Annotated in this window: 23 protein-coding genes; 21 read left to right on the forward strand and 2 right to left on the reverse strand. The window is 42.3% G+C overall.

The features are described from left to right. Positions 1–9 precede the first annotated feature (9 nt). The 16 genes from NDN60_RS00980 (at position 10) to budA (ending at position 15,711) form a co-directional block, all read left to right on the forward strand. Positions 10–639, forward strand: coding sequence for a YpmS family protein (locus NDN60_RS00980; RefSeq protein WP_056947600.1), 630 nt, complete (start codon positions 10–12; stop codon positions 637–639). Between the two features lie 10 nt (positions 640–649). Then, positions 650–874 carry a YozE family protein gene (locus NDN60_RS00985; protein ID WP_011374698.1) on the forward strand — a complete coding sequence of 75 codons (225 nt, stop codon included), beginning with the start codon at positions 650–652 and terminating at the stop codon, positions 872–874. 24 nt (positions 875–898) lie between these two features. Next, on the forward strand, positions 899–1,429 hold the full coding sequence (gene lepB / locus NDN60_RS00990) for a signal peptidase I (protein ID WP_025015770.1): 531 nt from the start codon (positions 899–901) through the stop codon (positions 1,427–1,429). 131 nt (positions 1,430–1,560) lie between these two features. Further along, a complete protein-coding gene (gene ylqF / locus NDN60_RS00995; RefSeq protein WP_167524711.1) occupies positions 1,561–2,412 on the forward strand; it encodes a ribosome biogenesis GTPase YlqF in 852 nt (283 codons plus the stop codon). 1 nt (position 2,413) lies between these two features. Next, complete coding sequence (locus NDN60_RS01000; protein WP_011374695.1) at positions 2,414–3,175, forward strand: ribonuclease HII; 762 nt, start codon at positions 2,414–2,416, stop codon at positions 3,173–3,175. Positions 3,176–3,229: 54 nt separating this feature from the next. Then, positions 3,230–4,096: a DNA-processing protein DprA gene (gene dprA, locus NDN60_RS01005; protein ID WP_011374694.1), complete on the forward strand. Its 867-nt coding sequence runs from the start codon at positions 3,230–3,232 to the stop codon at positions 4,094–4,096. Positions 4,097–4,196: 100 nt separating this feature from the next. Further along, positions 4,197–5,063, forward strand: a complete 867-nt coding sequence (locus NDN60_RS01010) for an NAD(P)H-binding protein (protein WP_099947660.1) — start codon at positions 4,197–4,199, stop codon at positions 5,061–5,063. 28 nt (positions 5,064–5,091) lie between these two features. Continuing rightward, positions 5,092–5,526, forward strand: a complete 435-nt coding sequence (locus NDN60_RS01015; protein ID WP_011374692.1) for an Rrf2 family transcriptional regulator — start codon at positions 5,092–5,094, stop codon at positions 5,524–5,526. 250 nt (positions 5,527–5,776) lie between these two features. After that, positions 5,777–7,861, forward strand: a complete 2,085-nt coding sequence (gene topA, locus NDN60_RS01020; RefSeq protein WP_056947604.1) for a type I DNA topoisomerase — start codon at positions 5,777–5,779, stop codon at positions 7,859–7,861. Positions 7,862–7,882: 21 nt separating this feature from the next. Then, the gene (gene trmFO / locus NDN60_RS01025; protein ID WP_056947607.1) at positions 7,883–9,193 is read left to right on the forward strand and encodes an FADH(2)-oxidizing methylenetetrahydrofolate--tRNA-(uracil(54)-C(5))-methyltransferase TrmFO; all 1,311 of its coding nucleotides are present in this window, start codon (positions 7,883–7,885) and stop codon (positions 9,191–9,193) included. A 67-nt stretch (positions 9,194–9,260) separates the two neighbouring features. Continuing rightward, on the forward strand, positions 9,261–10,172 hold the full coding sequence (xerC, locus tag NDN60_RS01030) for a tyrosine recombinase XerC (protein WP_056947609.1): 912 nt from the start codon (positions 9,261–9,263) through the stop codon (positions 10,170–10,172). Between the two features lie 101 nt (positions 10,173–10,273). Then, entirely contained in the window at positions 10,274–10,819 is a 546-nt protein-coding gene (gene hslV, locus NDN60_RS01035; RefSeq protein WP_056947610.1) for an ATP-dependent protease subunit HslV, read from the forward strand. Positions 10,820–10,831: 12 nt separating this feature from the next. Beyond that, positions 10,832–12,250: an ATP-dependent protease ATPase subunit HslU gene (gene hslU, locus NDN60_RS01040; RefSeq protein ID WP_056947612.1), complete on the forward strand. Its 1,419-nt coding sequence runs from the start codon at positions 10,832–10,834 to the stop codon at positions 12,248–12,250. A gap of 22 nt (positions 12,251–12,272) precedes the next feature. Beyond that, positions 12,273–13,151 (forward strand): aldose 1-epimerase family protein, encoded by an 879-nt coding sequence (locus NDN60_RS01045; RefSeq protein ID WP_056947614.1) that lies wholly within the window; start codon positions 12,273–12,275, stop codon positions 13,149–13,151. Between the two features lie 124 nt (positions 13,152–13,275). Next, complete coding sequence (alsS, locus tag NDN60_RS01050) at positions 13,276–14,958, forward strand: acetolactate synthase AlsS (protein ID WP_056947616.1); 1,683 nt, start codon at positions 13,276–13,278, stop codon at positions 14,956–14,958. A 33-nt stretch (positions 14,959–14,991) separates the two neighbouring features. Further along, a complete protein-coding gene (budA, locus tag NDN60_RS01055) occupies positions 14,992–15,711 on the forward strand; it encodes an acetolactate decarboxylase (protein ID WP_056947618.1) in 720 nt (239 codons plus the stop codon). A gap of 175 nt (positions 15,712–15,886) precedes the next feature. Here budA and thiD read toward each other — a convergent pair whose 3' ends face one another. Further along, positions 15,887–16,684: a bifunctional hydroxymethylpyrimidine kinase/phosphomethylpyrimidine kinase gene (gene thiD / locus NDN60_RS01060; protein ID WP_011374682.1), complete on the reverse strand. Its 798-nt coding sequence runs from the start codon at positions 16,682–16,684 to the stop codon at positions 15,887–15,889. A gap of 168 nt (positions 16,685–16,852) precedes the next feature. On the opposite strand from thiD, the gene NDN60_RS01065 reads away from it, so the two are divergent. Both NDN60_RS01065 and NDN60_RS01070 read left to right on the forward strand, forming a co-directional pair. Beyond that, on the forward strand, positions 16,853–17,512 hold the full coding sequence (locus NDN60_RS01065; protein WP_011374681.1) for an ABC transporter ATP-binding protein: 660 nt from the start codon (positions 16,853–16,855) through the stop codon (positions 17,510–17,512). Then, a complete protein-coding gene (locus NDN60_RS01070) occupies positions 17,496–18,257 on the forward strand; it encodes an ABC transporter permease (protein ID WP_011374680.1) in 762 nt (253 codons plus the stop codon). The genes NDN60_RS01065 and NDN60_RS01070 overlap by 17 nt, the downstream gene beginning before the upstream one ends. A gap of 22 nt (positions 18,258–18,279) precedes the next feature. Here NDN60_RS01070 and plsY read toward each other — a convergent pair whose 3' ends face one another. Continuing rightward, complete coding sequence (gene plsY / locus NDN60_RS01075) at positions 18,280–18,900, reverse strand: glycerol-3-phosphate 1-O-acyltransferase PlsY (protein ID WP_011374679.1); 621 nt, start codon at positions 18,898–18,900, stop codon at positions 18,280–18,282. Positions 18,901–19,101: 201 nt separating this feature from the next. Here plsY and parE point away from each other — a divergent pair, with 201 nt between their 5' ends. From parE to pflB, 3 genes are all read left to right on the forward strand, one after another. Next, entirely contained in the window at positions 19,102–21,093 is a 1,992-nt protein-coding gene (gene parE / locus NDN60_RS01080) for a DNA topoisomerase IV subunit B (RefSeq protein ID WP_011374678.1), read from the forward strand. Between the two features lie 29 nt (positions 21,094–21,122). Continuing rightward, positions 21,123–23,588: a DNA topoisomerase IV subunit A gene (gene parC / locus NDN60_RS01085; protein ID WP_011374677.1), complete on the forward strand. Its 2,466-nt coding sequence runs from the start codon at positions 21,123–21,125 to the stop codon at positions 23,586–23,588. A gap of 282 nt (positions 23,589–23,870) precedes the next feature. Then, on the forward strand, positions 23,871–26,132 hold the full coding sequence (pflB, locus tag NDN60_RS01090; RefSeq protein ID WP_056947622.1) for a formate C-acetyltransferase: 2,262 nt from the start codon (positions 23,871–23,873) through the stop codon (positions 26,130–26,132).

Genomic DNA, 26,132 nt, shown 5'->3' on the forward strand with positions numbered 1-26,132 from the left:
AGTTAGTTAATGCAAACCAGGCAAGATTTAAAAAAGGAACAAGTTAGTCCTAAACGAACGATTAATTATTGGAAATATAGCTTTATTGTTTTACTAGCATTAGTGATTGGTACGCTCGGTTTTATCGCCTATAACGTTAGTGCACCGCAAACTAAGCAAGTTCAGACTGAAAAAATGATCAAAGCTGACAGTACCTTTGATATTCAGATGCACAAGAAGCAAATTAATAGCGTAGTAGCCTTTTATCTTGAAAACTACCTTGAGAATTCAAAGGTGAAGTACAACTTTACCCTAGATCAACAAGCAATTCTTTCTGGTCAATTTAAGTTTTTAGGTTTTCCAGTCGAATTCAACCTCTTTTTCAAACCATATGTGCTTGAAAACGGGGATATTCAACTACGTGCTAAGCAATTGGCTGTCGGTCAACTGAAAGTACCGATGTCATTTGTTTTTAATTACATCCAACGTCAATATAAATTCCCTAAATGGGTTGTTTTAAATGCCCATAAGAATCGGATTACATTGCGCTTGAATGAATTTAAGTTAGCTAATGGGATGCAGGTCAAGGCCCGCCATATTGATTTGAAGAACGATAAGATTGATTTATCCGTATACGTGCCACTAAAAAATAAGAAATAAGGTGTGCAAAATGAAGCAGAGTTTCTATCGGTATCTCATGACACAACGCGATCCGAATAACTACGAACCAGTTGCGCAATTTGCCAACAATGCTTTCTTCGATCAATCATTCCCTAAACATGAAGGGGACTATGAACTGTTATCCCAATATTTGGAGTTAAACGGTAGTTATTTACCGAGCATGCTAATTTTTGACGAGGCCTATCAGCTATATCAAGAAAGCGAACAGGCATAGTAAAACAGTGATTGAGGCGATTTAATGAGACGGAAACTAGCAATCGCAGGTAATTGGTTTTTAGCAATTCTCGTGGCCGGACTGGTTGCTTTTGTCATCCGGTCCTTCTTTTTGGTGCCGGCGACGGTTGCTGGGAATTCAATGCAACCAACCCTTAAATCGGGTGATCAACTCTTATTGAAAAAGTTTGGGCAGGTCCATCGCTTTGAAATTGTTGTTTTTCGCTTAGCCAATGGGACCACTTACGTGAAGCGGGTGATTGGTCTACCGGGTGAGCATATCGCTTATCAAGAGGGCCAATTATACGTTAATGACCGGCCAGTCGTGGAATCTTTTTTGAAGCAATCGCAGCAAAAGACGGTTTTAACCTCCGATTTTGATTTAAAAACATTAACGGATCACGATCGGATTCCGGCTAACCAATACTTTGTTCTCGGGGATAATCGTCGAATTAGCAAGGATAGTCGCACGTTTGGCACAATCGAACGTGAAACAATTATCGGCCGCGCAGTAGGCGTTTATTGGCCGTTTGAAGATATCACTTATTTTAAATAAACGAGAAAGGTTACGACTGCGGGTCGTAACCTTTTTAATTTAAGCCGTCAAGTTCGCGCTGAGGTATGATAGAATTAAGAATAATACTATCGGTAAGAGATGTATTCATCTTAAACAGTAATAAAGGAGTTATTATGACAATACAATGGTACCCAGGTCACATGGCCAAAGCACAAAAACAAATTAAAGAACGGCTCAAGGCGGTTGATTTAATTTTAGAAATTGTGGACGCCCGTGTACCGGAATCTTCAATTAATCCAATGATTCAAGAATTAGGTCAAAACAAACCCATTCTATTAATTATGAATAAGGCCGATATGGCTGATCCACGACGGACACAACAATGGATTGAAACGTTCAAGAAACGCGGCATTACCGCAATTGCCCTTGATGCACAGCATAAGGCTAAGTTACCCATGATCGAAAAAGTAGCACAAGAAATTTTAGCTGAAAAATTGGCTAAAAAACGTGCTAAAGGGATTCGTAACCCGGTCATCCGGGCGATGTGTGTCGGCGTGCCTAACGTTGGCAAATCAACGATTTTAAATCGTTTAGTTCAAAAGAATATCGCTGTAACGGGTAATCGCCCAGGTGTGACGAAGAACCAACAATGGTTGAAAGCCGGACAAACACTTGAATTGCTCGATACACCCGGTGTTTTATGGCCTAAGTTTGAAGATCCAACAATCGGCAGTAAATTAGCCCTTACTGGTGCAATTTCAGATGCCATCTATCATCCAGACGATGTCGTTATTTTTGCCTTAGAACATTTTAAAGAATACTATTCAAGTCAACTTCAGAAAGTTTATAAGGTGACAGATGCCGAACTTGAAGAACCAGCCGCAGAATTAATCATGATTTTAACTAAACGGTTAGGTTTCAAAGAAGATTATGACCGTTTCTGTGTGAAATTCATTAATGATGCGCGCCAAGGTAAATTAGGCCGCTTCACTTTAGACGTTGTCCCAGTGGAGGCGTCATAAGATGACCAAAGCACAATCGATTGCTGAAATTAAGCAATTATTACAAGCACCAGTGACCGAAGAGCAGTTGGCCACTTTTGCGGCTGATTCGCGGGCCGGTGTTCAGAAATTGGTAGTTCAATATCATAAGCGAGCGGCAAAATTAGCGGCTCAAAAAGCAGCTTTTGAAGAACGGCGTCAAACGGAAAAAGCGCTCTGGCCTGATTATCCGTTGGTCGCCGGAATTGATGAGGTGGGTCGTGGGCCACTAGCCGGACCTGTTGTGACGGCCGCTGTGATTTTGCCCCATGATTTTGATCTTTGGCAGGTCAATGATTCGAAGCAACTGTCATTTAAGCTCAAGCAAGAGTTGTATCGAGAGATTATGGCCCAGGCAGTCAGTGTTAGTATCGGAATTGCGTCACCTGAACGGATCGATACCGAAAACATTTACCACGCAACAGAATTAGCAATGGGTGAAGCAGTCGCTGGTCTGGATAAACAACCGGACTACTTATTAGTGGATGCAATGACCGTACCGACTGATATTCCCCAAGAAAAATTAATCAAAGGCGATGCCCGCAGTATTAGTATTGCCTCAGCCAGCATTGTCGCAAAAGTCATTCGGGATCAATTGATGATTAATTACGATCAACAATATCCGGGTTATGATTTAGCCAACAATATGGGGTACGGGACAGCTAAGCATTTAGCGGGGCTTGCTGAACTCGGGGTTACACCAATTCATCGTCGCAGTTTTTCCCCTGTTCAAAACGCTTTATAGAAAAATAAAACAGCTCTTTTACGGATTATTAATTAACGTAAAGGAGCTGTTTTTGTGTTAACTAAAAATCAATTACTCTTAAAAGTACATTTAGCGGCGGGTTTTGGGACTATTAGTGAATTACGCTTGGCGGCGTGGCTATCAACCAGTCATAATTGGGCGTTATCGGCGTTAGAAATTGCGCAGATTGCGCGCTTGCCGGAACGTTATTGGCCGACTTTTCAAGCAAGTTTTCAAAGTACAACCTTACAACGCCAATGCATCGACCATGAAGTTCGAACGACTTATTTAACCATCTTAGATAAAGATTACCCACAACGCTTATTGGAAACCTATTTGCCGCCCGTTTTGTTATTTTATCGTGGTGATTTAAGATTGTTAAAACAGCCATGTCTCGCGGTAGTCGGGGCGCGTCAAGCGACTCATTATTCTAAACAATCACTAGAACAGTTATTACAAGGACTAACTGCCACTACGATTATTAGTGGGTTAGCACAAGGAGCGGATGCGATGGCCCACGAAGTTGCCTTACAGCGTGGTTTGGCCCCAATTGGGGTGATTGGCACGGGCATTAATTGCAGTTATCCACCACAAAATGAGCATTTACAACAGGTAGTTGCTGAAAAAGGTTTGTTATTATCTGAATACGCTCTTGGTACACCAGCCCGGCGCTATCAATTTCCAGCCCGCAATAAAATCATCGCGGGGTTATGTCATAGTTTAATTGTGACGGAAGCCCGGCACAAGAGTGGTAGCTTGATTACCGCTAACTTGGCCCTTCAAGCTAATCGCAATGTCTATGCAATTCCGGGGCGCATTGATCAATCACTGTCACAGGGGTGCAACCAATTAATCGCCGCGGGAGCGACACCATTGTTAGATAAAAACATATTAATAGAAGAACTACGTTATTTTGATTAAGCGAAACTGTTTTGGTTGACATTCATAATCCCTCCTGTTATTATTAAAACAACAAGTTACTTATAAAGTAACAAATAAACCACTAAGGGGATTTTAAATTATGAAATATGCAATTATAGCTGTAACAGGACGTTTTGGCCAAGTAGCCGTTCACGAATTAGCAAAATTAGTACCTGCTTCAGATATTATTGGTTTGGCACGGAACGTTGAAAAAGCCCAAAAGATGGTGCCAGCAGGCGTTACCGTTCGCCCTGGGGATTATACACAAGAAGCAATATTAGCAGACTCATTACAAGGTGTTGATCGCCTACTATTCATCTCATCGCAACCAGGCGCAGAAGTCCCACGTGATCAACAACATATGGCCGTTGTCCGGGCTGCTAAAAAAGCCGGTGTTAACTGGATTGGTTATACAAGTTTCCCCCACGCTGACCAAACAACTTCTGGTTTAGCTGAAGACCACCGTAAAACAGAAGCGGCTATTATCGAATCTGGTATTGCGCATTCTTTCTTACGTAATAATTGGTATCTTGAAAACGAACTCGATACAATTAAAGGTGCTATTGCCGGTCAACCATTTGTTTATGGCGCTGGTGACAGTCATGTTGGTTGGACACTTGAACGTCTTTATGCTGAAGCAGCCGCTAAGGTATTAGCCATGACTGATGCAAAAGACATTTATGAATTCGCTGGTGCACCCGCAACTTATGCTGATTTAGCCGAAAGTGTTGCACAATTGACTAATCAAGAATTTGCGGTATCATCATTAAGTATTGCTGAGTATCAAAAAGGGCTTGAAGCAAGTGGTTTACCTGCTGAAGTCGTTGGTGTTGTTACGATGATTCAAAGCTTGATTCGTGATGGTGAATTAGATGAAGTTTCAAGTGATTTACCAGATGTCTTAGGTCGACCATTACCATCATTAACCGCAGCCCTTCAAGAATTGTTACCAGCAGAATCAAAGTAGAGAATCCGTTTGAAATTGAGGTTAAACGATGAAATATTCCCACAAACTAAGTGATGCCATTCATATCTTAGCTTATGTCGAAATTTATCAAGATGGGGACTTATCGAGCCAGTCAATTGCTGGCAGTATCGAATCCAACGCGAGCTTAGTGCGTCGGTTGATGTCCCTTTTGGTGAAAGCTGACTTATTGGAGAGTCGTCCAGGGACGATTGCGCCTAAATTAGCCCGGCCAGCAGAGCAGATTAGTGTTTTAGATGTCTATCAGGCGCTTGATACTGATCAGCAATTGTTGCACATCGATGAAAAGACCAATCCGCAGTGTTTGGTGGGTGCTAATATTCAATCGGCATTGAATGACGCTTATGATCAGGTTCAAAAAGCGGCTGAAGATCAGATGGCACAAATTAAGTTGGCCGGCATTATTGCAGATATCTTAGCTAATAGTGCGCAAGTCAACGCTTAAAAAAACAAGGTAAGGATAAAAATTATTTTTTATCACACCTTGTTTTTTTGTGGTTTAGTGCGGTAGGATTGGTTATGAATTTGTTATAATCCACTGTTTTTCTGATAAGTTTCCTTTGAATACTGGGAAACCTATGCTATGCTTTAATCTGATAATCACTAGCGCCCGTTTGGATTTGACAAACGGCGCCCACGTCACATATTATTATGTACGATTTTGAACAAAGCGTTCTGTTGAAAGGGGTTTGTCCATGGCAGGCAAAAATTTAGTCATTGTAGAATCACCTGCAAAGGCCAAAACAATTGAGAAATATCTTGGACGCAACTATAAAGTCGTTGCAAGTAAGGGTCATATCCGCGATTTACCCAAGAGTCAAATGGGTGTGGATTTCGAAAATAATTATGAACCTAAATATATTTCAATTCGCGGTAAAGGCGAAACAATTAAAGAATTAAAGAAACACGCTAAAAAAGCGGATCATATCTATCTAGCAGCCGATCCCGATCGTGAAGGGGAAGCAATTGCATGGCATGTTTCGCATATTTTAAAATTAGATCCAACTGATAAAAACCGGGTGGTCTTCAATGAAATTACCAAAGACACTGTTAAGAGTGCCTTTAAAAATCCACGTAGTATCGATATGAAATTAGTCGATGCTCAACAAGCACGACGGGTATTAGACCGGATTGTGGGCTATTCAATTAGTCCGCTCCTTTGGCAAAAAGTTAAAAAAGGCTTGAGTGCCGGTCGGGTGCAATCAGTTGCGTTAAAACTCGTAATTGATCGCGAACAAGAAATCAAAGCTTTTAAACCTGAAGAATATTGGTCATTAGATGCCGAATTCAAGAAGGGGCGCAGCAAGTTTAAAGCTAGTTTCTACGGTTTAAACGGTAAGAAAGCAGCCTTAGGCAATAACGATGCGGTTCAAGATGTCTTAAAGCAAATTGATAAGACGCAACCTTTTACAATTGAAGATGTCAAAAAGCGTGAACGCAAGCGTTTTGCGGCGGCACCTTTTACCACTAGTTCACTGCAACAAGAAGCCAACCGGAAGTTAAACTTCAGAACCCGTAAAACGATGATGCAAGCCCAACAGTTATATGAAGGGATTAATCTCGGGGGTAAAGAAGGCACGGTTGGGTTGATTACGTATATGCGTACCGATTCAACCCGGATTTCAACGGGTGCCAAACACGAAGCGTCACAATTCATTCACGATAACTATGGTGAAGAATACGCCGCTGTTAAAGCCCACAAGACGAAAAATCCAGAAGGCGCACAAGATGCCCATGAAGCAATCCGCCCAACTTCTGTGATGCGGACACCTAAGAGCTTAAAAGACGTTTTAACAAATGATCAATATAAGATTTATAACTTGATTTGGTCACGATTTGTTGCCAGTCAAATGACACCCGCTGTCTTTGATACAGTGGCGGTTAAGATTAATCAAAACAATGTCTTATTTAAGGCTAATGGGTCACAAATGCGCTTCCCAGGATTTACTAAGCTATACGTTTCATCCCGCGATACCGAAGATTCAGCAAAAGATAACTTATTACCTGAATTAGCGGTTGGCGATGAAGTGAAATTAGCTAAAACCGATCCAGCACAACATTTCACACAACCACCTGCACGTTATTCTGAAGCCAACTTGGTTAAAGCGCTCGAAGAAAACGGCGTTGGTCGTCCCTCAACCTATTCACCAACGATTGAAACGATTCAACGACGCTATTATGTGAAGTTGAATGCCAAACGATTTGAACCAACTGAACTAGGTGAAATCGTCAATAATTTAATCGTCGAATTCTTCCCAGATATTGTCAGCATCGACTTTACTGCCGATCTTGAACATCGTTTGGATGAAGTTGAAACGGGCCAAGAAAATTGGATCAAGATTATTGATAATTTTTACCAACCTTTTGAAAAAGAAGTTGAAAAGGCTAGCGTTCAAATCGAAAAAGTTCAGATTAAAGATGAACCAGCTGGGTTCGATTGTGATATTTGTGGGGCACCAATGGTGGTCAAAATGGGCCGTTATGGTAAGTTCTTCGCCTGCAGTCGCTTCCCAGATTGTCGTAATACCAAGGCAATCGTCAAAGAAATCGGTGTGACATGTCCTAAGTGTGGCAAGGGGCAAGTTATTGAACGTAAATCTAAGAAAAACCGGTTATTCTACGGCTGTGATCGTTATCCAGACTGTGATTTTGTCACATGGGATAAACCGGTCGGTAGAAACTGTCCTAAGTGTGAACACTACTTAGTTGAAAAGAAAATTAAAGGCGGCAAACAAGTCATCTGTCCTAATGGTGATTATGAAGAAGCCGTTCAAAAATAAGAGAAAATTTGAGGTAATTAGATGACGACAAAACCTTTTGTAAATGTGATTGGTGCCGGCTTAGCTGGTTCCGAAGCAGCTTGGCAAATCGCCAAACGCGGTGTTGATGTTCATTTATACGAAATGCGGCCGGTTAAAATGACGCCCGCCCATCACACGGAACAATTTGCGGAATTAGTTTGTACCAATTCACTACGGGCAAACCAAGTCACGAATGCGGCTGGTTTGATTAAAGAAGAGATGCGCCGTTTAGATTCAATTATTATCGCTGCAGCGGACGAAAATGCCGTTCCTGCTGGTGGTGCGTTAGCTGTTGATCGGACACCATTTTCACAAACGGTCACCGACAAACTCGCTAATCATGAACGGGTAACCGTGCATCACGAAGAATTGACCGCTTTCCCAGAAGGCCCTACAGTAGTTGCTACTGGTCCATTAACGTCACCTGGCTTAGCAGAAGAAATCAGTGCGTTAAACGGTAGTGAAGGTTTGTATTTCTACGACGCCGCTGCACCAATCCTGGATAAAAACAGTATCGATTTTGATAAAGTTTACCTTAAGTCACGGTATGACAAGGGTGAAGCAGCTTACTTGAATTGCCCAATGACTGAAGCGGAATTCGAAGCCTTTTATAAGGCCTTGATTTCAGCAGAAGTTGCTGAAATGCACGACTTTGAAGATGAAAAATTCTTCGACGGTTGTATGCCAATTGAAGTCATGGCAAAACGCGGTATCAAAACAATGTTATTCGGACCTTTAAAACCAGTTGGGCTTGAAAATCCCAAGACCGGTGAACAACCTTATGCTGTTGTTCAATTACGTCAGGATAATGCCGCTGCAAGTCTTTATAACATTGTTGGGTTCCAAACTCATTTGAAGTGGGGCGAACAAAAACGCGTTTTCCGGATGATTCCAGGTTTAGAAAATGCTGAATTTGTTCGTTACGGTGTTATGCATCGTAATACCTTCATGAAATCACCAGACGTGCTATTACCAACTTACCAATCAAAACAACGTTCTGATTTATTCTTCGCCGGTCAAATGACAGGTGTCGAAGGGTATGTTGAAAGTGCTGCTTCTGGCTTAGTGGCTGGGATTAATGCTTCTCGTTTAGCATTAGACACAGAACCAGTTACTTTCCCAGCAACAACGGCAATGGGTTCAATGGCACATTACATTACGCATACCAGTGCCAAACATTTCCAACCAATGAATGCGAACTTCGGAATTTTCGAACCCTTAAAACAACGAATTCGCGATAAAAAAGAACGGAATCAAGCACTTGCAGACCGTGCGTTAGCAAGTATTGACACATTTAAAGAAACACTCTAGGTAAACACCTTTTAAATCCCGCTAAGCTTGTGGTAAAGTATTATTAACCAAGCTTGGAGGGATTTTTTTGGCGCTTGAACAAGATTGGATTAATTTGTTTTTACAATACTTAATTGTTGATCGACACTATTCACCAGAAACGCAAAAGGCCTATCAAGCCGATATTAAGGCGTTTGTCGATTTTTTGGCCGCTAATGGGGGCCTGACCTCCTTTAAACAGGTCGGTACCCTTGAAGTACAAACTTATTTGAATGAAATGGATCAAAAAAAATATAGTGGCGAAACGATTGCACGCCGGATTTCAAGTTTGCGGTCGTTTTATCGCTACTTGATACGCAACGAATTTTTACAGACTGATCCGTTTGAAACGGTCCAACTCAAGAAACAACGCCATAAGTTACCCCGCTTTTTCTATGAAAAAGAGATGGATGCGTTATTTGCCGCGATTGTCGGACAAGAACCGCTGACGCAACGTAATCGCGCCATTCTGGAGTTATTATATGCAACGGGGATGCGGGTTAGCGAGTGTGCCCAACTAACGATTGGCCAGATTGATTTTGGTTTACGGGTTATTTTGGTACATGGTAAAGGGAATAAGGATCGTTACGTGCCTTTTGGCAATCACGCGACTAAGGCTTTGCAGGATTATTTAAACGATGGTCGGGTGCAATTGATGGCCAAACGCCAGCAAGAACACGATGTGGTTTTCGTCAATCATTTAGGGAATCCAATTACCAGTCGGGGCATTGAATACGCATTGGATCAAGTGGTTAAAAAGACCAGTTTAACCAGTGGGATTCATCCCCATATGATTCGCCATACCTTTGCGACCCACTTACTAGACCACGGGGCGGATTTACGAACGGTTCAGGAGTTATTAGGTCACAGTAGCTTGTCGACGACCCAGATTTACACTCACGTGACGACGGCCCATTTGCAAAAGGATTACCGTCAGTTCTTCCCACGGGCTAAAAACTAGGACTAAAGAACGATTTTTTTAACAAAAAAGAGCGATAGAATTAGCACACAGTCTTAAAGACTGCTAAAATGTGATTAACGCTATTTAAAGGAGCAAATCAAATGACAACAATTTGTGCAGTAAAACATAATGGTCGAACAGCAATTGCTGGCGACGGACAAGTAACAATGGGCGAAAAATTCGTCACAAAAGATTCAGCGAAAAAAACTCGCCGGATTTATGGCAATAAAGTCGCAATTGGTTTTGCCGGTGGCGTTGCAGATGCGTTTACGTTACAAGAATGGTTTGAACAAAAATTAGAAAAATACTCAGGTGATTTACAACACGCCGCTGTTGCCTTGGCACAGGACTGGCGTAAAGATCCAACGCTTCAAAAATTAGAAGCAATGTTGATTGCCATTAACGAAACAGATATTCTTTTGATCTCAGGTAACGGTGAAGTCATTACCCCTGATACACTTGCTGAATCAGGGGATCAAGTGATTGCGGTTGGTTCAGGTGGTAATTTCGCCCAAGCGGCTGCAACGGCCTTGATTTTAGAAGGTAAGCCTGAATTAACAGCCGAAAAAATCGTTGAAACTGGCGTGAATATTGCTGGTGGCATCGACGTTTATACGAACCACAACGTGATTGTGGAATCATTTTAGGAGGTGGCCCCAATGGATTTGATGAATAAAACACCTAAATCAATTGTCGCTGAATTAGACAAGTTTGTAATTGGACAAGATAAAGCTAAAAAAGCCGTAGCGGTAGCCTTGTATAATCGTTATCGTCGGATGCAATTAAGCACTAAGATGCAACAAGAAATTACACCTAAAAACTTATTGATGATCGGACCAACCGGGGTCGGTAAGACAGAAATCGCTCGCCGGTTAGCGAAAGTCGTTGATGCGCCTTTAATCAAGGTTGAAGCCACTAAATTTACAGAAGTCGGCTATGTTGGTCGTGATGTTGAATCAATGGTCCGAGACTTAGCGGATGTTGCTGTTCACATGGAAGAATCAGAACAATTCAAGAATGTGCGTGGTAAAGCGGCTCGTCAAGCAGACAAACGCTTAGTAAAATTATTAGTCCCTGGTATCAAGAAGGAACAACGTAAAAATAACAATAGCATGAACGACTTAATGTCGATGTTCACGGCCCTTCAAAATGGTGAAACACCAGCTGGTTTAAACCAAGCTGAAACTGAAGAAGTAACCGACGAAGTACGCGATCAACGGTTATCTGTTAAGGAGCAACTTGATAAGGGGCTTTTGGATGATCGCGAAATTGAAATTCAAGTTGACGAACCTAAAAAGGCCGCACCAATGAACGATATGATGGGCCAAATGGGAATTGACTTGAACGATACATTAGGCTCAATCATGCCTAAAAAGAAGATGGTCAGAACCGTTACCGTTAAAGAAGCGCGTGAAATCTTCATTCAAGAAGAATCAGACAAGTTGGTTAATCATGCCGATATTTATCATGATGCCCTTCAAAGAGCCGAAAATACCGGGATTATCTTTATCGATGAAATCGATAAAATTGCTGCCGGTGGTAAGAAACAATCTGGCGAAGTCTCACGTGAAGGGGTACAACGCGATATTTTACCAATCGTTGAAGGCTCACAAATTAATACCAAATATGGGGTACTTAAAACAGACCATATCCTCTTCATTGGTTCTGGGGCTTTTGCGGAATCTAAACCAAGTGATTTAATCGCTGAGTTACAAGGTCGTTTTCCAATTCGAGTGGAATTAGAAGACTTAACTGAAGCCGACTTTGTCCGGATCTTAACGGAACCTAACAACGCGCTTGTTAAGCAATATATGGCTTTAATCGGTGCAGATGGGGTCCACGTCACCTTCACGATGGAAGCCATTGGTCGAATTGCTGCAATTGCCTTCCAAGTAAACCACGACACCGAAAACATTGGTGCGCGACGCTTGGCAACCATCTTGGAGAAATTGTTGGAAGACATTCTCTTTGAAGGACCAGATATGCAGATGGGTGATATCACCATCACTGAACAATATGTTAATGATAAAATTGGTAAGATTGTAGCCGATAAAGATTTAACCCGCTTTATTCTATAAATTTCTAAAGGTGGTTTTAAAAATGATCCAAATTGCAAATGAATTTTTAACAGTGACACTTAGTCCACAAGGTGCGGAATTACAGAGTGTTAAAGGGGCTGTTTCAGGCTTAGAATATCTCTGGCAAGCAGATCCCAAAGTTTGGGGGCGCCACGCACCCGTTTTATTCCCGTTTGTTGGGCGTTCTAAGAATGATCAATATACGTATCAAGGTAAAACTTACCCAATGGGCCAACACGGCTTTGCCCGTGATCGTCAATTTGAAGTAGAAAGCCAAACTGATACGGCTGTGACATTCTTATTGAAATCAGATGAAGAAAGTTTAAAAATTTATCCATTTGAATTTGAACTGCGCGTTTTTTACCAAGTAAACGACATGCACTTAAAAGTGGACTATGATGTTAAAAATACAGCGCAATCTGGCCCAATGTACTTTTCTGTTGGGGGCCACCCCGGCTTTAAAGTCCCATTAACGGACGATACCCAATTTGAAGACTACTTTTTAGACTACCGACCACAAAAATCACGCGTCAAGATTCCATTGCAAGGGGCATTCATCAATCTAAATGAACGCACATTAGCACCAACGGATGTGGCGACTGATATTAATCACTCACTCTTCAAAGATGATGCCTTAATTTACGAATTAAAGGGTCAAGAAAATAAATTTAGCATTCGTTCTGAAAAAACGGATCATGCGATCAGTTTGAAAGTATCAGGCGCCCCATTTATCGGTGTTTGGTCACCTTACCCAACGGAAGGCGAATTAGTTTGTCTTGAACCTTGGTGGGGGATTGCAGATGATGTTGACGCTTCTGGTGAACTTTCAGAAAAATTTGGTGTCAATCAATTAGCACCCGGCGAAGTATTTAATGCCAGTTACGAAATTACAGTTAAATAGTTAATATAAAGCGTTTCTCGTAGAGAAGCGCTTTTTTGCTCGGTATTACACGAAGCAAACGTGCTAGTTTTTAAATAGATTGCATGCTAAGATAAGAATTATTAAACAATAAGTGAGGGAAATCATGACTGACAAAAAAGAGTACTATGGTGCAGATGCAATTATCGATAGCTTAGTAAATCATGAAGTAGAATATGTTTTTGGTATTCCAGGCGCCAAAATTGACCGAGTATTTGAACGACTAGAACACCCCGTCAATCCTAAAACACCTCAATTGATTTTAGCACGCCATGAACAAAATGCGGCGTTTATGGCTGCTGGTATCGGTCGAATTACTGGTAAACCCGGTGTTGTGATGGCCACATCTGGTCCTGGCGCTAGTAACCTAGCAACCGGGGTGGTCACCGCCACTGCTGAAGGTGATCCGGTCTTAGCAATTGCCGGGCAAGTGAAACGGGCTGATTTACTCCGTTTAACCCATCAAAGTATGCGTAATGCAGCGCTCTTTGCACCAATTACTAAGTTTAGTGCAGAAGTGCAAGAACCTGAAAACTTATCAGAAGTGATTGCCAATGCTTATCAAGAAGCTGAATCAGCTAAACAAGGGGCCAGTTTTGTTAGTGTCCCTCAAGATGTGACGGACGCTAAGGTCCAATCCAAAGTAATTAAGCCTCTAATCGCACCTAAATTAGGGCCGGCTAGTCCGATTGAAACAACCTTACTAGCCCAACGGATTAAAGAAGCGAAACTCCCCGTGTTATTAGTTGGGATGCGAGCATCTTCACCCGAAGTAACAGCTGCTATTCGGAATCTAATTGCCGAAACACATATTCCAGTCGTTGAAACTTTCCAAGCCGCTGGGGTTGTCTCACGTGAATTAGAAACTGATTTTTACGGTCGTGTAGGATTATTCCGTAATCAACCGGGCGATCGAATCTTAAAACGTAGTGATCTGGTAATTGCGATTGGCTACGATCCAATTGAATACGAACCACGTAACTGGAATGCCGAAAGTGATGCGCACATCATGGTGATTGATGATATGCGTGCCGAAATTGATCATAATTTCCAACCTGAAAAGGAATTAGTTGGGGATATCGCACAAACGCTCGATTTCTTATTACCATACATGAAGGGCTATCAATTAGCCGATGATGTTCGTGACTACCTCAAAGAACTCCACGCAGAATTACACCAACGGGATACAGCACCTGAAATGTCAGACGATAAGACGCTCAACCACCCATTGAACATTGTGTCTGAGTTACAAGAACGCGTGACTGATGAAATGACAGTCACGGTCGATGTCGGGAGTCATTATATCTGGATGGCACGCCACTTTAGAAGTTACGAACCCCGTCATTTACTCTTTAGTAACGGGATGCAAACATTAGGCGTCGCTTTACCATGGGCCATTAGTGCTGCTTTAGTCCGTCCTAATACGCAAATTGTTTCAGTTTCCGGTGATGGTGGCTTCTTATTCTCAAGCCAAGATTTAGAAACAGCCGTTCGTTTGAACTTAAATATCGTGCATATCATCTGGAATGATGGTTACTATGACATGGTTAAGTTCCAAGAAGAAATGAAATATGGCGAATCAGCAGCCGTTCAATTTGGCCCAGTTGATTTCGTCAAATATGCTGAAAGCTTCGGCGCTACTGGCTTACGTGTTGAAAAAGCAGCCGATCTAGGTAAAGTCCTAGACCAAGCTTTTGCAACTGATGGTCCAGTCATTGTCGATATTCCAGTCGATTACAGTGATAATAAGCTACTTGGTCAAGCCTTATTACCAGATCAACTCGTTTAGTCTTTTTGATTGGTGTGAAGGAGGAAGTATAAAATGACATTTGATTATCAACGCGTTTATCAACACGGCACATTGGCACTATTGGTACCCGGTTTATTTACCGGGACTTTGTCGGTTGCCGATTTATTAACCCATGGTGATTTTGGTATCGGCACGGCGCATGGCTTAGCAGGTGAAATGATTATCTTGGATGGCCAAGCCTACCAAGTAACCGGTGAGGGCCAGGTTAATCAACTTGCCCCCACTGACATGGTGCCCTTTGCGACAGTTCATTTCCAAGCACCTGAACTACCGAACCAAACACTCGGAACAGTGACTAAGGCGGAACTTGAAGCGCAGATCTTAGCACAACAGCCATTGAAGAACCTCTTCTTTGCCGTTAAGGTAACCGGTCGCTTTAAAAAGATGCATACGCGTGCCGTTGAGGCGCAACAAGAACCTTATCCTAATTTGACGGATGCAACGCGCGTGCAGCCCGAGTTTGAGCAAGATGGCGTGACTGGCACGCTAGTTGGTTACTACGCACCAACGCTCTATCAAGGGGCCGCAGTTGCGGGTTATCACGTGCACTTCTTAAACACGGCGCACGATTTTGGGGGCCACGTCTTAGATTATGTGATTGAAGACGCCCAATTAACCGTGCAACCTTTTGAGACCTTTGAACAACATTTTCCCAGTCAAGATACTGACTTTTTAAATAGCGATTTTGATTTGAAGGCAATCAACGCCGATATTGAAGAAGCAGAACACTAAAAAAGACCCGGCAGACGTTTTAAGTAACGTTTGACGGGTTTGCTATTCTTATCGCCTTAAGTGGCCTGTACGCACTGATTTAAGAAAAGTAGCTATGATTAATAATCGTGTTGCCGATTAAGCTTTAGGACAACCTTATCAGTCGTTATGCAGCGGCTAATAAGGGAAAATGCTTTTATTGCACGTGAGGATTGATGGGACCGTATTTGTGGCCGACGTCGATTGGATTAGCAATGGCGGCGTGTACGAATTTTTTAGCCGTTTTAATGGCTTCTTCGATCGAGTGCCCCTTAGCAATTTCAGCGCAGATACATGCAGAGAGAGAATCACCCGTCCCATTAATATGGGTCGTTTCGATATAGGGTTCTGATAACCAGAATTCTTGACCATCGGCTAGTCGCACATAATCAGTAACGATTGATTGACCAGCAGCGTGGTGGCCTTTAATCATTACATTCTTAGCGCCTAGCGCCAGTAGATTTTCAGCAGCTGCTTGGAAATCAGACGGTTCATTCAAAGAAATGCCGGTTAGTTTTTGGGCTTCATAGAAATTAGGGGTTAAAACGGTCGCCATTGGAATCAATTCGGTTTTTAGCGTCTGGTAGGCTTCATCAGCAAGTAATAGTGCGCCATGTTTTGTGATAATGACTGGGTCTAAAACCAAGGGGCCAAAATCGTGTTGCTTGAGTTGCTTGGCAACGGTCATAATCGTCTCACTATCGGTGAGCATCCCGGTCTTGCAAGCTCGGACCTTAAAATCGGCGGCAATTGCTTCAAATTCGGCGTTGATAAATTCAGGGGTCAGCGCTTGGCTCGCGTGGATTCCAAATGAATTACCAGCGACACAGGCGGTCAAAACGCTCATGCCATAAACACCGCGGGAGAAGAAAGTGTTTAAATCAGCTTGGGCGCCAGCGCTACCATCAGAGTCGGAACCGGCGATTGTCATGACTTGGGGGAAGCTGTTTAACATTGTAACCATCTCTTTTCTTAAGTTTGTGGTCAGCTTAATTGGCGATATCAACTAAGAGTCCCTATTGCTAGTATAAGCGTTACTCGCGCTACTTATCAATCATCGTTTACCCTAAAAATTAAAAATTCGCGTATACTAGAAGTAATGACAGATTTAAGGGAGGGTACCATGCTTCAGCTAGAGACAAAGGGCCTTAATTATAGCGTTGATGGCCAAGCAATATTGAGCGATATTAATATCACAATTGAACAAGGGTCTTATAATACGATTGTGGGACCATCAGGGAGTGGTAAGAGTACGTTGTTACGGCTATTAGCCGATTTATTGACACCAACGAGTGGGGAGATTTTGTTGGCAGGACAGGCCATTAGCGACTATAAACCGACGCAATATCGGCAACGCGTGTCTTATTGCTTCCAACAACCAACGTTATTTGGGACGACAGTTGGTGATAATCTAGTATTTCCGTTTGAAATTCGCGAATTACCAGTGGATGAGACGCTAGTTCAGACGCAATTAGCCCGAGTTGGGTTAGCGGAGATGCCCTTGACTAAAAAGATTACAACGCTTTCGGGGGGCGAGAAGCAACGAATTGCTTTAATTCGTAACCTGATGTTTAAACCGGAAATCCTGCTACTGGATGAAATTACGACCGGCCTAGATGAGCAGACTAAATCCTTGGTTAATGGGCTAATCACACATTTGAATCAAGAAGATGGGATTACGGTCTTGTCGATTACCCATGATACACAAGAACAACAACGGAAAGGGCGTCAGCTTCAAATTGTAGCTGGTCGTTTGGTACATGCAGATGAATCTAGCCGTTAATGGGTTATCATTAACCTTTGCTGTTTCGTTAGTTTTTGTCGCGTTAATCATTAGTTTTCACGAAAAAATTGGTCTCGAAAAAGATATGTTGATCAGTGTCGGGCGAGCGATTGTCCAATTAATTATCGTGGGTTATTTATTGAAATTCATTTTTCAAATTAACCATGTTTGGATAACGCTAGCGATGATGTTGATCATCATCTTTAACGCGGCGGCTAACGCTCGTAAACGTGCTAGTACGTTACGACACGCGTTTGGCATTTCATTAATTGCGATTTTAACGAGTACCGGTGTTACACTCGGCCTACTAGTATTATCCGGCGCAATTAAATTCGTGCCATCGCAGATTATCCCGATTACGGGGATGATTGCCTCTAACTCGATGGTTGCCATTGGTCTGAGCTATCGGAGTATGTTGACGCAGTTTAAGGATCAACGCCAAGCCGTATTGGAACGCTTGGCACTCGGCGCTAGCTTGAAACAAGCCTCAATTGCAATTGTGAGAGAAAGTATTAAAACGGGGATGTCACCGACAATCGATTCAGCCAAGACGGTCGGCCTGGTCAGTCTTCCAGGGATGATGTCGGGGTTAATCTTTGCCGGTGTTGATCCGGTTAAAGCTATTATGTATCAAATATTAGTCACCTTCATGCTATTATCGGCAACGAGTCTCGGGTCAGTTATTGCCTGCTACTTAGCCTATCATTCATTTTATAATGACCGCGAACAATTAATTGATCTTTAAATGATCGCACAAAAAAACGCCTTTATTGGCGTTTTTTTTGTTTATAACGGTAATATAACCCGAATGGGACTAGGTTTTCCGTACCATTTTTAATGCGACTGATGTTCTCGCGATGGCGGTAGGTTAAAAAGATTAGAACTAACGTCGCAATCGTACCGAGTAACCAGTCGTGTGTGTAAAATGACAAGATAGCAATTAGCAAGGGGCCGATGATACTGGCCATGCTGACCATACTCGTGATTAAAATGACACTAATAAAAATCGTACTAGCGATCACGAAGAAAAGCGGGTTGTAGGCCAGTAAGATCCCAGCGCTGGTTGCAACGGCTTTGCCACCTGTAAAGCGTAAAAAGATAGAGTAGGCATGGCCAATAACCGCAGCTAAACCAACGACTAAGACCAATGAATGATTAGAGGTGTGAAAAATCATTGGTAGACTGGCTGCTAAAGTACCCTTTAAAATATCGAGGAACAAAACAGCCGTCCCAGCGATTGGGCCTAATACCCGGTAAGAATTGGTTGTTCCAATATTATGACTGCCAGCATCCCGGGGATCTTTATGACAAAAGACCCGGCCGATAATGACGCCTGAGGGAAACGAGCCAATCAGGTAGGCCAAGATAAAAATAAGACTTAATTTCATTGTCAGAACTCCTATTCACAACATTTGATTAATCTATTCTAGCATTTTGACAAGGGAAAAGGAATATTGTATGTTAGAATAGATGAATGCGAACATACATTTGGATAAGTGGTTATTTTAAATTTAGGGATTGTAAAATCGTTCAAATTTGTTGATAATATAACTTATCTGTTCATTTTTAGACAAAGGAGTCATTGTTGAATGCCAAATCAAAAACAAGATTATAATGATAATTCGATTCAAGTCTTAGAGGGCTTGGAAGCAGTTCGAAAACGGCCTGGCATGTATATTGGCTCAACCGATGGGCGTGGGTTACATCATTTAGTATACGAAATTGTCGACAATGCGGTCGATGAAGCACTCGCCGGTTTTGGTGCCGAAATTAACGTCACAATCGGTGCGGACAATAGTATTAGTGTTCGTGATCATGGGCGGGGGATGCCAACGGGGATGCATCAATCAGGGATTCCAACGATTGAAGTCATCTTAACGGTCCTCCATGCCGGTGGTAAGTTCACTCAGAATAGTTATAAAACGTCTGGGGGGCTCCATGGTGTTGGGGCCAGTGTTGTTAATGCGTTATCTGAATGGTTAACCGTTCGGGTGGTTCGAGACGGCGTTGCCTATGAAGAACGCTTTGAAAACGGCGGCCATCCAGTGGGCACTTTAAAAAAGGTTGGTAAAGCCAACGAACCTAACGGGACACTAATTACCTTTAAACCGGATGCATCAATTTTCCAAGTCACAACGTATAATTACAATACGTTAGCAGAACGGTTACGGGAATCAGCCTTTTTGTTAAAGGACGTTAAGATTACGTTAACGGACTTACGTGCTGATCCTGCTAAGGAAGATGTCTTTCATTATCCAGAGGGCATTCAATCATTCGTTGATTATCTAAATGAGGATAAAGACACGATTGGGAATAAACTCTATTTTGAAGGCACTAAAGAAGACATCGAAGTTGAATTCGCTGGTCAATATAACGACGGCTATTCCGAAAACATCATGTCATTTGTTAACAACGTGCGGACTGGTGATGGTGGTACGCATGAAGCCGGGATGAAAGCCGGGTTAACCAAGGCGTTTAACGATTATGCGCGCAAGGTTAACTTATTAAAAGAACGGGATAAGAACATGGAAGGCTCAGATGTTCGTGAAGGACTCAGTGCCGTCTTATCTGTGCGAATCCCAGAAGAGTTACTACAATTTGAAGGTCAGACCAAAGGTAAGTTAGGCTCACCACAGGCTAGAACCGCGGTCGACAACCTCGTTTACGAGCAAATGAGCTTCTTTTTACTAGAGAATGGGGAATTTGCCCAAGCCTTGGTTAGAAAGTCACTCAAGGCCCGTGAAGCCCGTGAGGCAGCCCGTAAAGCGCGTGAACAAAGCCGAAACGGTAAGAAAAAGAAAAAATCAGACGGGTTACTCTCTGGTAAGTTGACACCCGCGCAATCTAAGAACGCGGCTAAAAACGAATTGTACTTGGTCGAAGGCGATTCCGCTGGCGGTTCAGCTAAACAGGGCCGTGATCGGAAGTTCCAAGCAATCTTGCCATTACGTGGGAAGGTATTGAATACCCAAAAGGCAAAATTACAAGAAATTCTAAAAAATGAAGAAATTAACACAATGATCTACACAATCGGGGCCGGTGTTGGCGCTGAATTCAAAATTGAAGATAGCAATTACGATAAGATTATTATCATGACCGATGCGGATACCGATGGGGCTCATATTCAAATCTTACTCTTAACCTTCTTCTACCGTTACATGCGACCATTAATCGAAGCCGGTAAAGTGTATATCGCCTTACCACCTTTGTACAAGCTTCAAAAAGGTGCCGGCGGTAAAACGAAGATTGCTTATGCTTGGACGGACGATGAATTAAAAGTTGTCGCGAAGGAAATGGGTAAAGGTTATAGCCAACAACGCTTCAAAGGGTTAGGTGAAATGAATGCCGATCAACTTTGGGACACAACAATGGATCCAACAAGTCGGACCTTAATTCGTGTTCGGATTGACGATGCTGCTTTAGCAGAACGCCGGGTTACAACCTTGATGGGTGATAAAGTTGAACCGCGACGGAAGTGGATCGAAGAAAATGTGAAGTTCACGCTCGCTGAAGAAGGTAGCATTTTAGAGACGACGGGGCAAGCAGCAACGCCAGTCACCGAGGATAACGCAGTAGAATAATTAGACGATTAGAAAAGTGAGTGATTAATTTGGCTGATGAAGCACAAAAAATTCAAGAGTTAACCCTTGAAGAAGTCATGGGCGACCGCTTTGGCCGGTATTCCAAATACATCATTCAAGAACGGGCATTACCGGATATTCGGGATGGATTAAAACCCGTTCAACGGCGAATTTTGTACGCAATGGCAATTGATGGTAATACTTATGACAAAGGATTCCGTAAATCAGCGAAGTCTGTTGGGAACGTCATGGGTAATTTTCATCCGCATGGTGATAGCTCAATTTATGAAGCAATGGTCCGCCTAAGCCAAGACTGGAAATTACGGGAACCATTAATTGAAATGCACGGGAATAATGGGTCGATGGATGGCGATCCACCAGCTGCTATGCGTTATACAGAAGCGCGACTCAGCAAAATTGCCAGTGAGATGTTAAAAGATATCGATAAAAAGACAGTTGATTTTGTCTTAAACTTTGATGATACGGCTGAAGAACCAACTGTTTTACCAGCCCGCTTCCCGAACCTCTTGGTCAACGGGGCGACTGGTATTTCCGCTGGGTATGCAACTGAGATTCCACCCCATAACTTAGGTGAAGTCACAGATGGGTTAGTTTATTTAATCGATCATCCAGACGCAACACTAGAAAAGATGATGACCTTTGTTAAAGGCCCTGATTTCCCGACTGGTGGGATTCTACAAGGCCTTGACGGGATTAAGAAAGCTTATGAAACGGGTCGTGGTCGCGTTGTTGTGCGGGCTAAAACCAGCATTCAACAACTCCATGGTAATCGGGAACAAATCGTCATCAGCGAGATTCCATACGAAGTCAATAAGGCCCAAATGGTCAAAAAGATTGATGAATTACGAGTCTTGAAGAAGGTTGATGGTATTTCTGAAGTCCGTGATGAAAGTGATCGGATGGGCTTGTCAGTGGTCATCGAATTGAAGAAACAAGCTGATAGTCAAGGGATTTTAAACTACCTCTTCAAGAATACTGATTTACAAATTACGTATAATTTCAATATGGTCGCTATCTCTGATATGCAACCTAAACAGGTTGGCTTACTTGAAATTTTACATGCCTACTTAAAGCATCAAGAAGAAGTCGTTACGCGGCGGACACAATACAGCTTACAAAAAGCACAGGATCGGTTGCATATTGTTGCAGGTCTTGTTAAAGCCCTATCGATTCTTGACCAAGTAATCAGTACGATTCGCGCAAGTAAGAATAAAAAAGACGCTAAGACAAACTTAGTGGCACAATACGATTTTACCGAAGCACAAGCCGAAGCAATTGTTTCCTTGCAATTGTATCGTTTAACGAATACCGATGTGACGGCCTTAGAAGCCGAAGCCGCTGAATTAAAAACAGCGGTTGCAGGTTACCAAGCGATTTTGGGAAATCCTAAAGAACTTGCACGGGTCATTAAGGCTGAATTAAAATCGGTGGTTAAAGCTTATCGGAACGATCGGAAGACAGAAATTGAAGCCGAAATTGAAACCCTTGAGATTGATACGAGCGTGACAGTGATTGATGAAACCGTTATGGTTGCAGTTAGTCATGACGGCTACCTTAAACGGAGTAGTCTCCGTTCTTATCAAGCCTCAGAAGGGGCTGATGGTGGTCTGAAAGAAGGCGATTTTGCCATCTTACAACAACCTATGCAGACACTCGATCAATTGATGTTATTTACCAACTATGGGCATTTGATTCAACGACCAGTGCATGAAATTGCCGATTTGAAGTGGAAAGAAATGGGCGAACATATTTCGCAATCGATTGGCTTAGCGGCCGATGAAGCGATTATTGCGGCCTTTAGCTTTACGCCAAACGAACAAAGTGGCTATTTTGTTATCGGAACGACCGATGGTTATATTAAGCAAACGGCTTTCCAAGACCTATTACCTAGTCGGACCTACCGCTCAAAAGCCCAAGACTTTATTAAGCTACATGCTGGGGCGAACGTGACGAATGTTTATTGGGTCTCTGAAACTGATGCCCAACAACAGGCCATCTTTAGCGCTAGTTATAACGGTTATGGGCTCAGTTTCGCCTTGAACGAAGTGTCAGTCTCCGGTGCTAAAGCCGGTGGTGTGAAACTGATGGATCTTAAAGATGGGGATCACGTTGCCAACTTTACACTCTTTGACCCCGCTGAAAAGCACGCTGCTGTCGCAATTATCACGCAACGTGGGGCCTTTAAGCGCATGTTCTTAAGCGAAGTCGGCTTAACAAGCCGTGCACGGCGTGGGGTCTTAATCTTGCGTGAATTAAAACGCGATCCGCATCGGGTGGCCGCTATGGTTCGTGTTGCACCTAAGATCGCATTATTAGTGAAAACTGAGCAGGCATTATTAACAATTGACCCACAAGCACATGCAACAGGTGACCGATATTCAAACGGGAGCTTTGTCATGGATGTTGAAGAAGTTGGTCAACCGGTATTTGTTTTAGCGCAATCCAGCGAACCAATTTCAAATCATAAAGATTAATCAAAAGGATGCTAATCAGGCTGATTAGCATCCTTTTCTGTTATATAAAAGAAGCTGAAAAACCGAATCTGTACCATAACACTTAAAAGGTTTTGCACAATATAAATTAGACGGATAACTAGTTCTCAAATAAGTTACGAACGCTTACACACCAATGTTTTATGGTATATAAGGACTCGTGGATATTTTCGAAAAGAAAGGGTTTTCAAAAAGCTTGTGACGTGTTATACTAAATGTGTAAAAACTGTATGATTGAATTTTAAATAAATGGAGGCAATCCACATGGTAAAAACTGAAAAAATCAACTTAGCCGATTATTGGGACGGTTTTAATAAGGGTGATTGGCAAGATGAAATTGATATTCGCGATTTCATCCAACAAAACTTTACAGCCTATGATGGTGATGAAAGTTTCTTAGCTGGTCCTACTGAAGCGACAACAACTTTAAACGACCAATTAATGGCACTTAAGAAAAAAGAACGTGAAGCAGGCGGTGTTTTAGATGCTGATAATGACAATCCTGCAACTGTTACATCACATGGTCCTGGTTATTTAAATAAGGATCTTGAAAAAATCGTTGGGTTACAAACTGACGCACCACTCAAACGAGCATTTATGCCTTTTGGTGGGATTCGGATGGCCGAAGATGCCTTGGAAGCTTATGGTTTTAAGACAGATCCAGAACAACACAAAATCTTTAACGAATATCGTAAGACTCATAACCAAGGGGTTTTCGATGCTTATACACCAGACATGCGTAAAGCACGTCACTACAAGATTATCACAGGACTTCCTGATGCTTATGCACGTGGCCGGATTATCCCTGATTTACCACGGATTGCTGTCTATGGGATTGACCGTTTAGCCGAAGAAAAAGTCCGCGACTTTAACGGCATTGGTGACGGTGAAATGACAGATGATGTTATTCGCCTTCGTGAAGAAATCAATGAACAATATCGTGCTTTACAAGACATGAAGAAAATGGCTGCTAGCTATGGTTTTGATATTTCAAAACCTGCTAAAAATGCGCAAGAAGCTATTCAATGGATTTACTTTGGCTACTTAGCAGCAATCAAGACACAAAACGGGGCTGCAATGTCGGTTGGCCGAATTGATACAACGATGGATATCTTTATCCAACGTGATTTAGATCGTGGCTTAATTACAGAAGCTGAAGCACAAGAAATGGTTGATCATTTTGTCATGAAATTACGGATGGTGCGCTTCATTCGGACAGAAGATTACAACTCATTATTCTCAGGTGATCCAATCTGGGCAACCTTATCAATGTGTGGGATTGGCATGGATGGCCGCCATCATGTTACTAAGACAGCCTTCCGTGTCTTGAAGACCTTGGAAAACATGGGGGCTGCACCAGAACCTAATATCACATTGCTCTGGTCAGATCGCTTACCAGACGGCTTTAAACGCTATGCAACTGAAGTATCAATTAAGAGTTCAACCATTCAATACGAAAATGACGACTTGATGCGCAACGAATGGGGTAGCGATTATTATGGGATTGCTTGTTGTGTTTCTGCACAACCAATTGCAGATGGCGTACAATACTTCGGTGCTCGTGCTAACTTGGCTAAGACAATCCTTTACGCAATTAACGGTGGGATTGATGAATTAGGTAAAGCCCAAGTTGGTCCAGCTTATCAACCAATTACAAGCGAAATCATCGATTACAAAGAATTCATGGGTAAATACGATAAGATGTTAGATTGGTTAGCAGACGTTTACGTTAATGCTTTAAACACAATCCACTACATGCATGACAAGTATTACTATGAATCAGCACAATTAGCATTGAAGAATAGTCGTTTAGACCGGACATTTGCGACTGGTATTTCTGGTTTATCACATGCGGTTGATTCAATTTCAGCTATTAAATATGGTCAAGTTAAAGTTATTCGTGATGAAGACGGTATGGCAGTTGATTTTGAAGCTCAAAATCCTGATTACCCACGTTATGGTAACAATGATGACCGTGCTGATGATATTGCTAAATGGTTAGTTAAGACTTTCTACAACAAGATGAATACACACCATTTATATCGTGGTTCAAAATTATCAACATCTGTTTTAACAATCACATCAAACGTTGTTTATGGTAAGAATACAGGGACAACCCCTAACGGCCGTCAAGCCGGCGAACCATTCTCACCTGGTGCTAACCCAGCATACGGTGCTGAAAAGAATGGTGCTTTAGCATCATTACTTTCAACAGCTAAGATTCCTTATCGTTATGCAACTGATGGGATTTCAAATACATTTGGTGTGACACCTAATACTCTAGGTCATGACGATAACGCACGTAAAGATGCCTTAGTCAACATGGTCGACGGTTATATGATCAATCATGGTATGCATTTGAATATCAACGTCTTCAACAAACAAACATTAATGGATGCCCAACAACATCCTGAAGAATACCCAACATTAACGGTTCGTGTTTCTGGTTACTGTGTCTACTTCGCAGATTTAACCAAGGAACAACAAGATGATGTTATTTCAAGAACATTCTTCGATGAAATGTAG

Source organism: Latilactobacillus sp. (assembly GCF_033176295.1).
Lineage (GTDB): Bacteria > Bacillota > Bacilli > Lactobacillales > Lactobacillaceae > Latilactobacillus > Latilactobacillus sakei.

What these genes read in the sequence shown, in the direction of transcription:
- trmFO (WP_056947607.1), top strand. Translation starts at nt 7,883, where the DNA reads ATGACGACAAAACCTTTTGTAAATGTGATTGGTGCCGGCTTAGCTGGT.
- NDN60_RS01045 (WP_056947614.1), top strand. Translation starts at nt 12,273, where the DNA reads ATGATCCAAATTGCAAATGAATTTTTAACAGTGACACTTAGTCCACAA.
- NDN60_RS01065 (WP_011374681.1), top strand. Translation starts at nt 16,853, where the DNA reads ATGCTTCAGCTAGAGACAAAGGGCCTTAATTATAGCGTTGATGGCCAA.
- topA (WP_056947604.1), top strand. Translation starts at nt 5,777, where the DNA reads ATGGCAGGCAAAAATTTAGTCATTGTAGAATCACCTGCAAAGGCCAAA.
- alsS (WP_056947616.1), top strand. Translation starts at nt 13,276, where the DNA reads ATGACTGACAAAAAAGAGTACTATGGTGCAGATGCAATTATCGATAGC.
- hslU (WP_056947612.1), top strand. Translation starts at nt 10,832, where the DNA reads ATGGATTTGATGAATAAAACACCTAAATCAATTGTCGCTGAATTAGAC.
- NDN60_RS00985 (WP_011374698.1), top strand. Translation starts at nt 650, where the DNA reads ATGAAGCAGAGTTTCTATCGGTATCTCATGACACAACGCGATCCGAAT.
- hslV (WP_056947610.1), top strand. Translation starts at nt 10,274, where the DNA reads ATGACAACAATTTGTGCAGTAAAACATAATGGTCGAACAGCAATTGCT.
- NDN60_RS00980 (WP_056947600.1), top strand. Translation starts at nt 10, where the DNA reads ATGCAAACCAGGCAAGATTTAAAAAAGGAACAAGTTAGTCCTAAACGA.
- pflB (WP_056947622.1), top strand. Translation starts at nt 23,871, where the DNA reads ATGGTAAAAACTGAAAAAATCAACTTAGCCGATTATTGGGACGGTTTT.
- NDN60_RS01000 (WP_011374695.1), top strand. Translation starts at nt 2,414, where the DNA reads ATGACCAAAGCACAATCGATTGCTGAAATTAAGCAATTATTACAAGCA.
- parE (WP_011374678.1), top strand. Translation starts at nt 19,102, where the DNA reads ATGCCAAATCAAAAACAAGATTATAATGATAATTCGATTCAAGTCTTA.
- NDN60_RS01015 (WP_011374692.1), top strand. Translation starts at nt 5,092, where the DNA reads ATGAAATATTCCCACAAACTAAGTGATGCCATTCATATCTTAGCTTAT.
- lepB (WP_025015770.1), top strand. Translation starts at nt 899, where the DNA reads ATGAGACGGAAACTAGCAATCGCAGGTAATTGGTTTTTAGCAATTCTC.
- thiD (WP_011374682.1), bottom strand. Translation starts at nt 16,684, where the DNA reads ATGTTAAACAGCTTCCCCCAAGTCATGACAATCGCCGGTTCCGACTCT.
- NDN60_RS01010 (WP_099947660.1), top strand. Translation starts at nt 4,197, where the DNA reads ATGAAATATGCAATTATAGCTGTAACAGGACGTTTTGGCCAAGTAGCC.
- plsY (WP_011374679.1), bottom strand. Translation starts at nt 18,900, where the DNA reads ATGAAATTAAGTCTTATTTTTATCTTGGCCTACCTGATTGGCTCGTTT.
- NDN60_RS01070 (WP_011374680.1), top strand. Translation starts at nt 17,496, where the DNA reads ATGAATCTAGCCGTTAATGGGTTATCATTAACCTTTGCTGTTTCGTTA.
- budA (WP_056947618.1), top strand. Translation starts at nt 14,992, where the DNA reads ATGACATTTGATTATCAACGCGTTTATCAACACGGCACATTGGCACTA.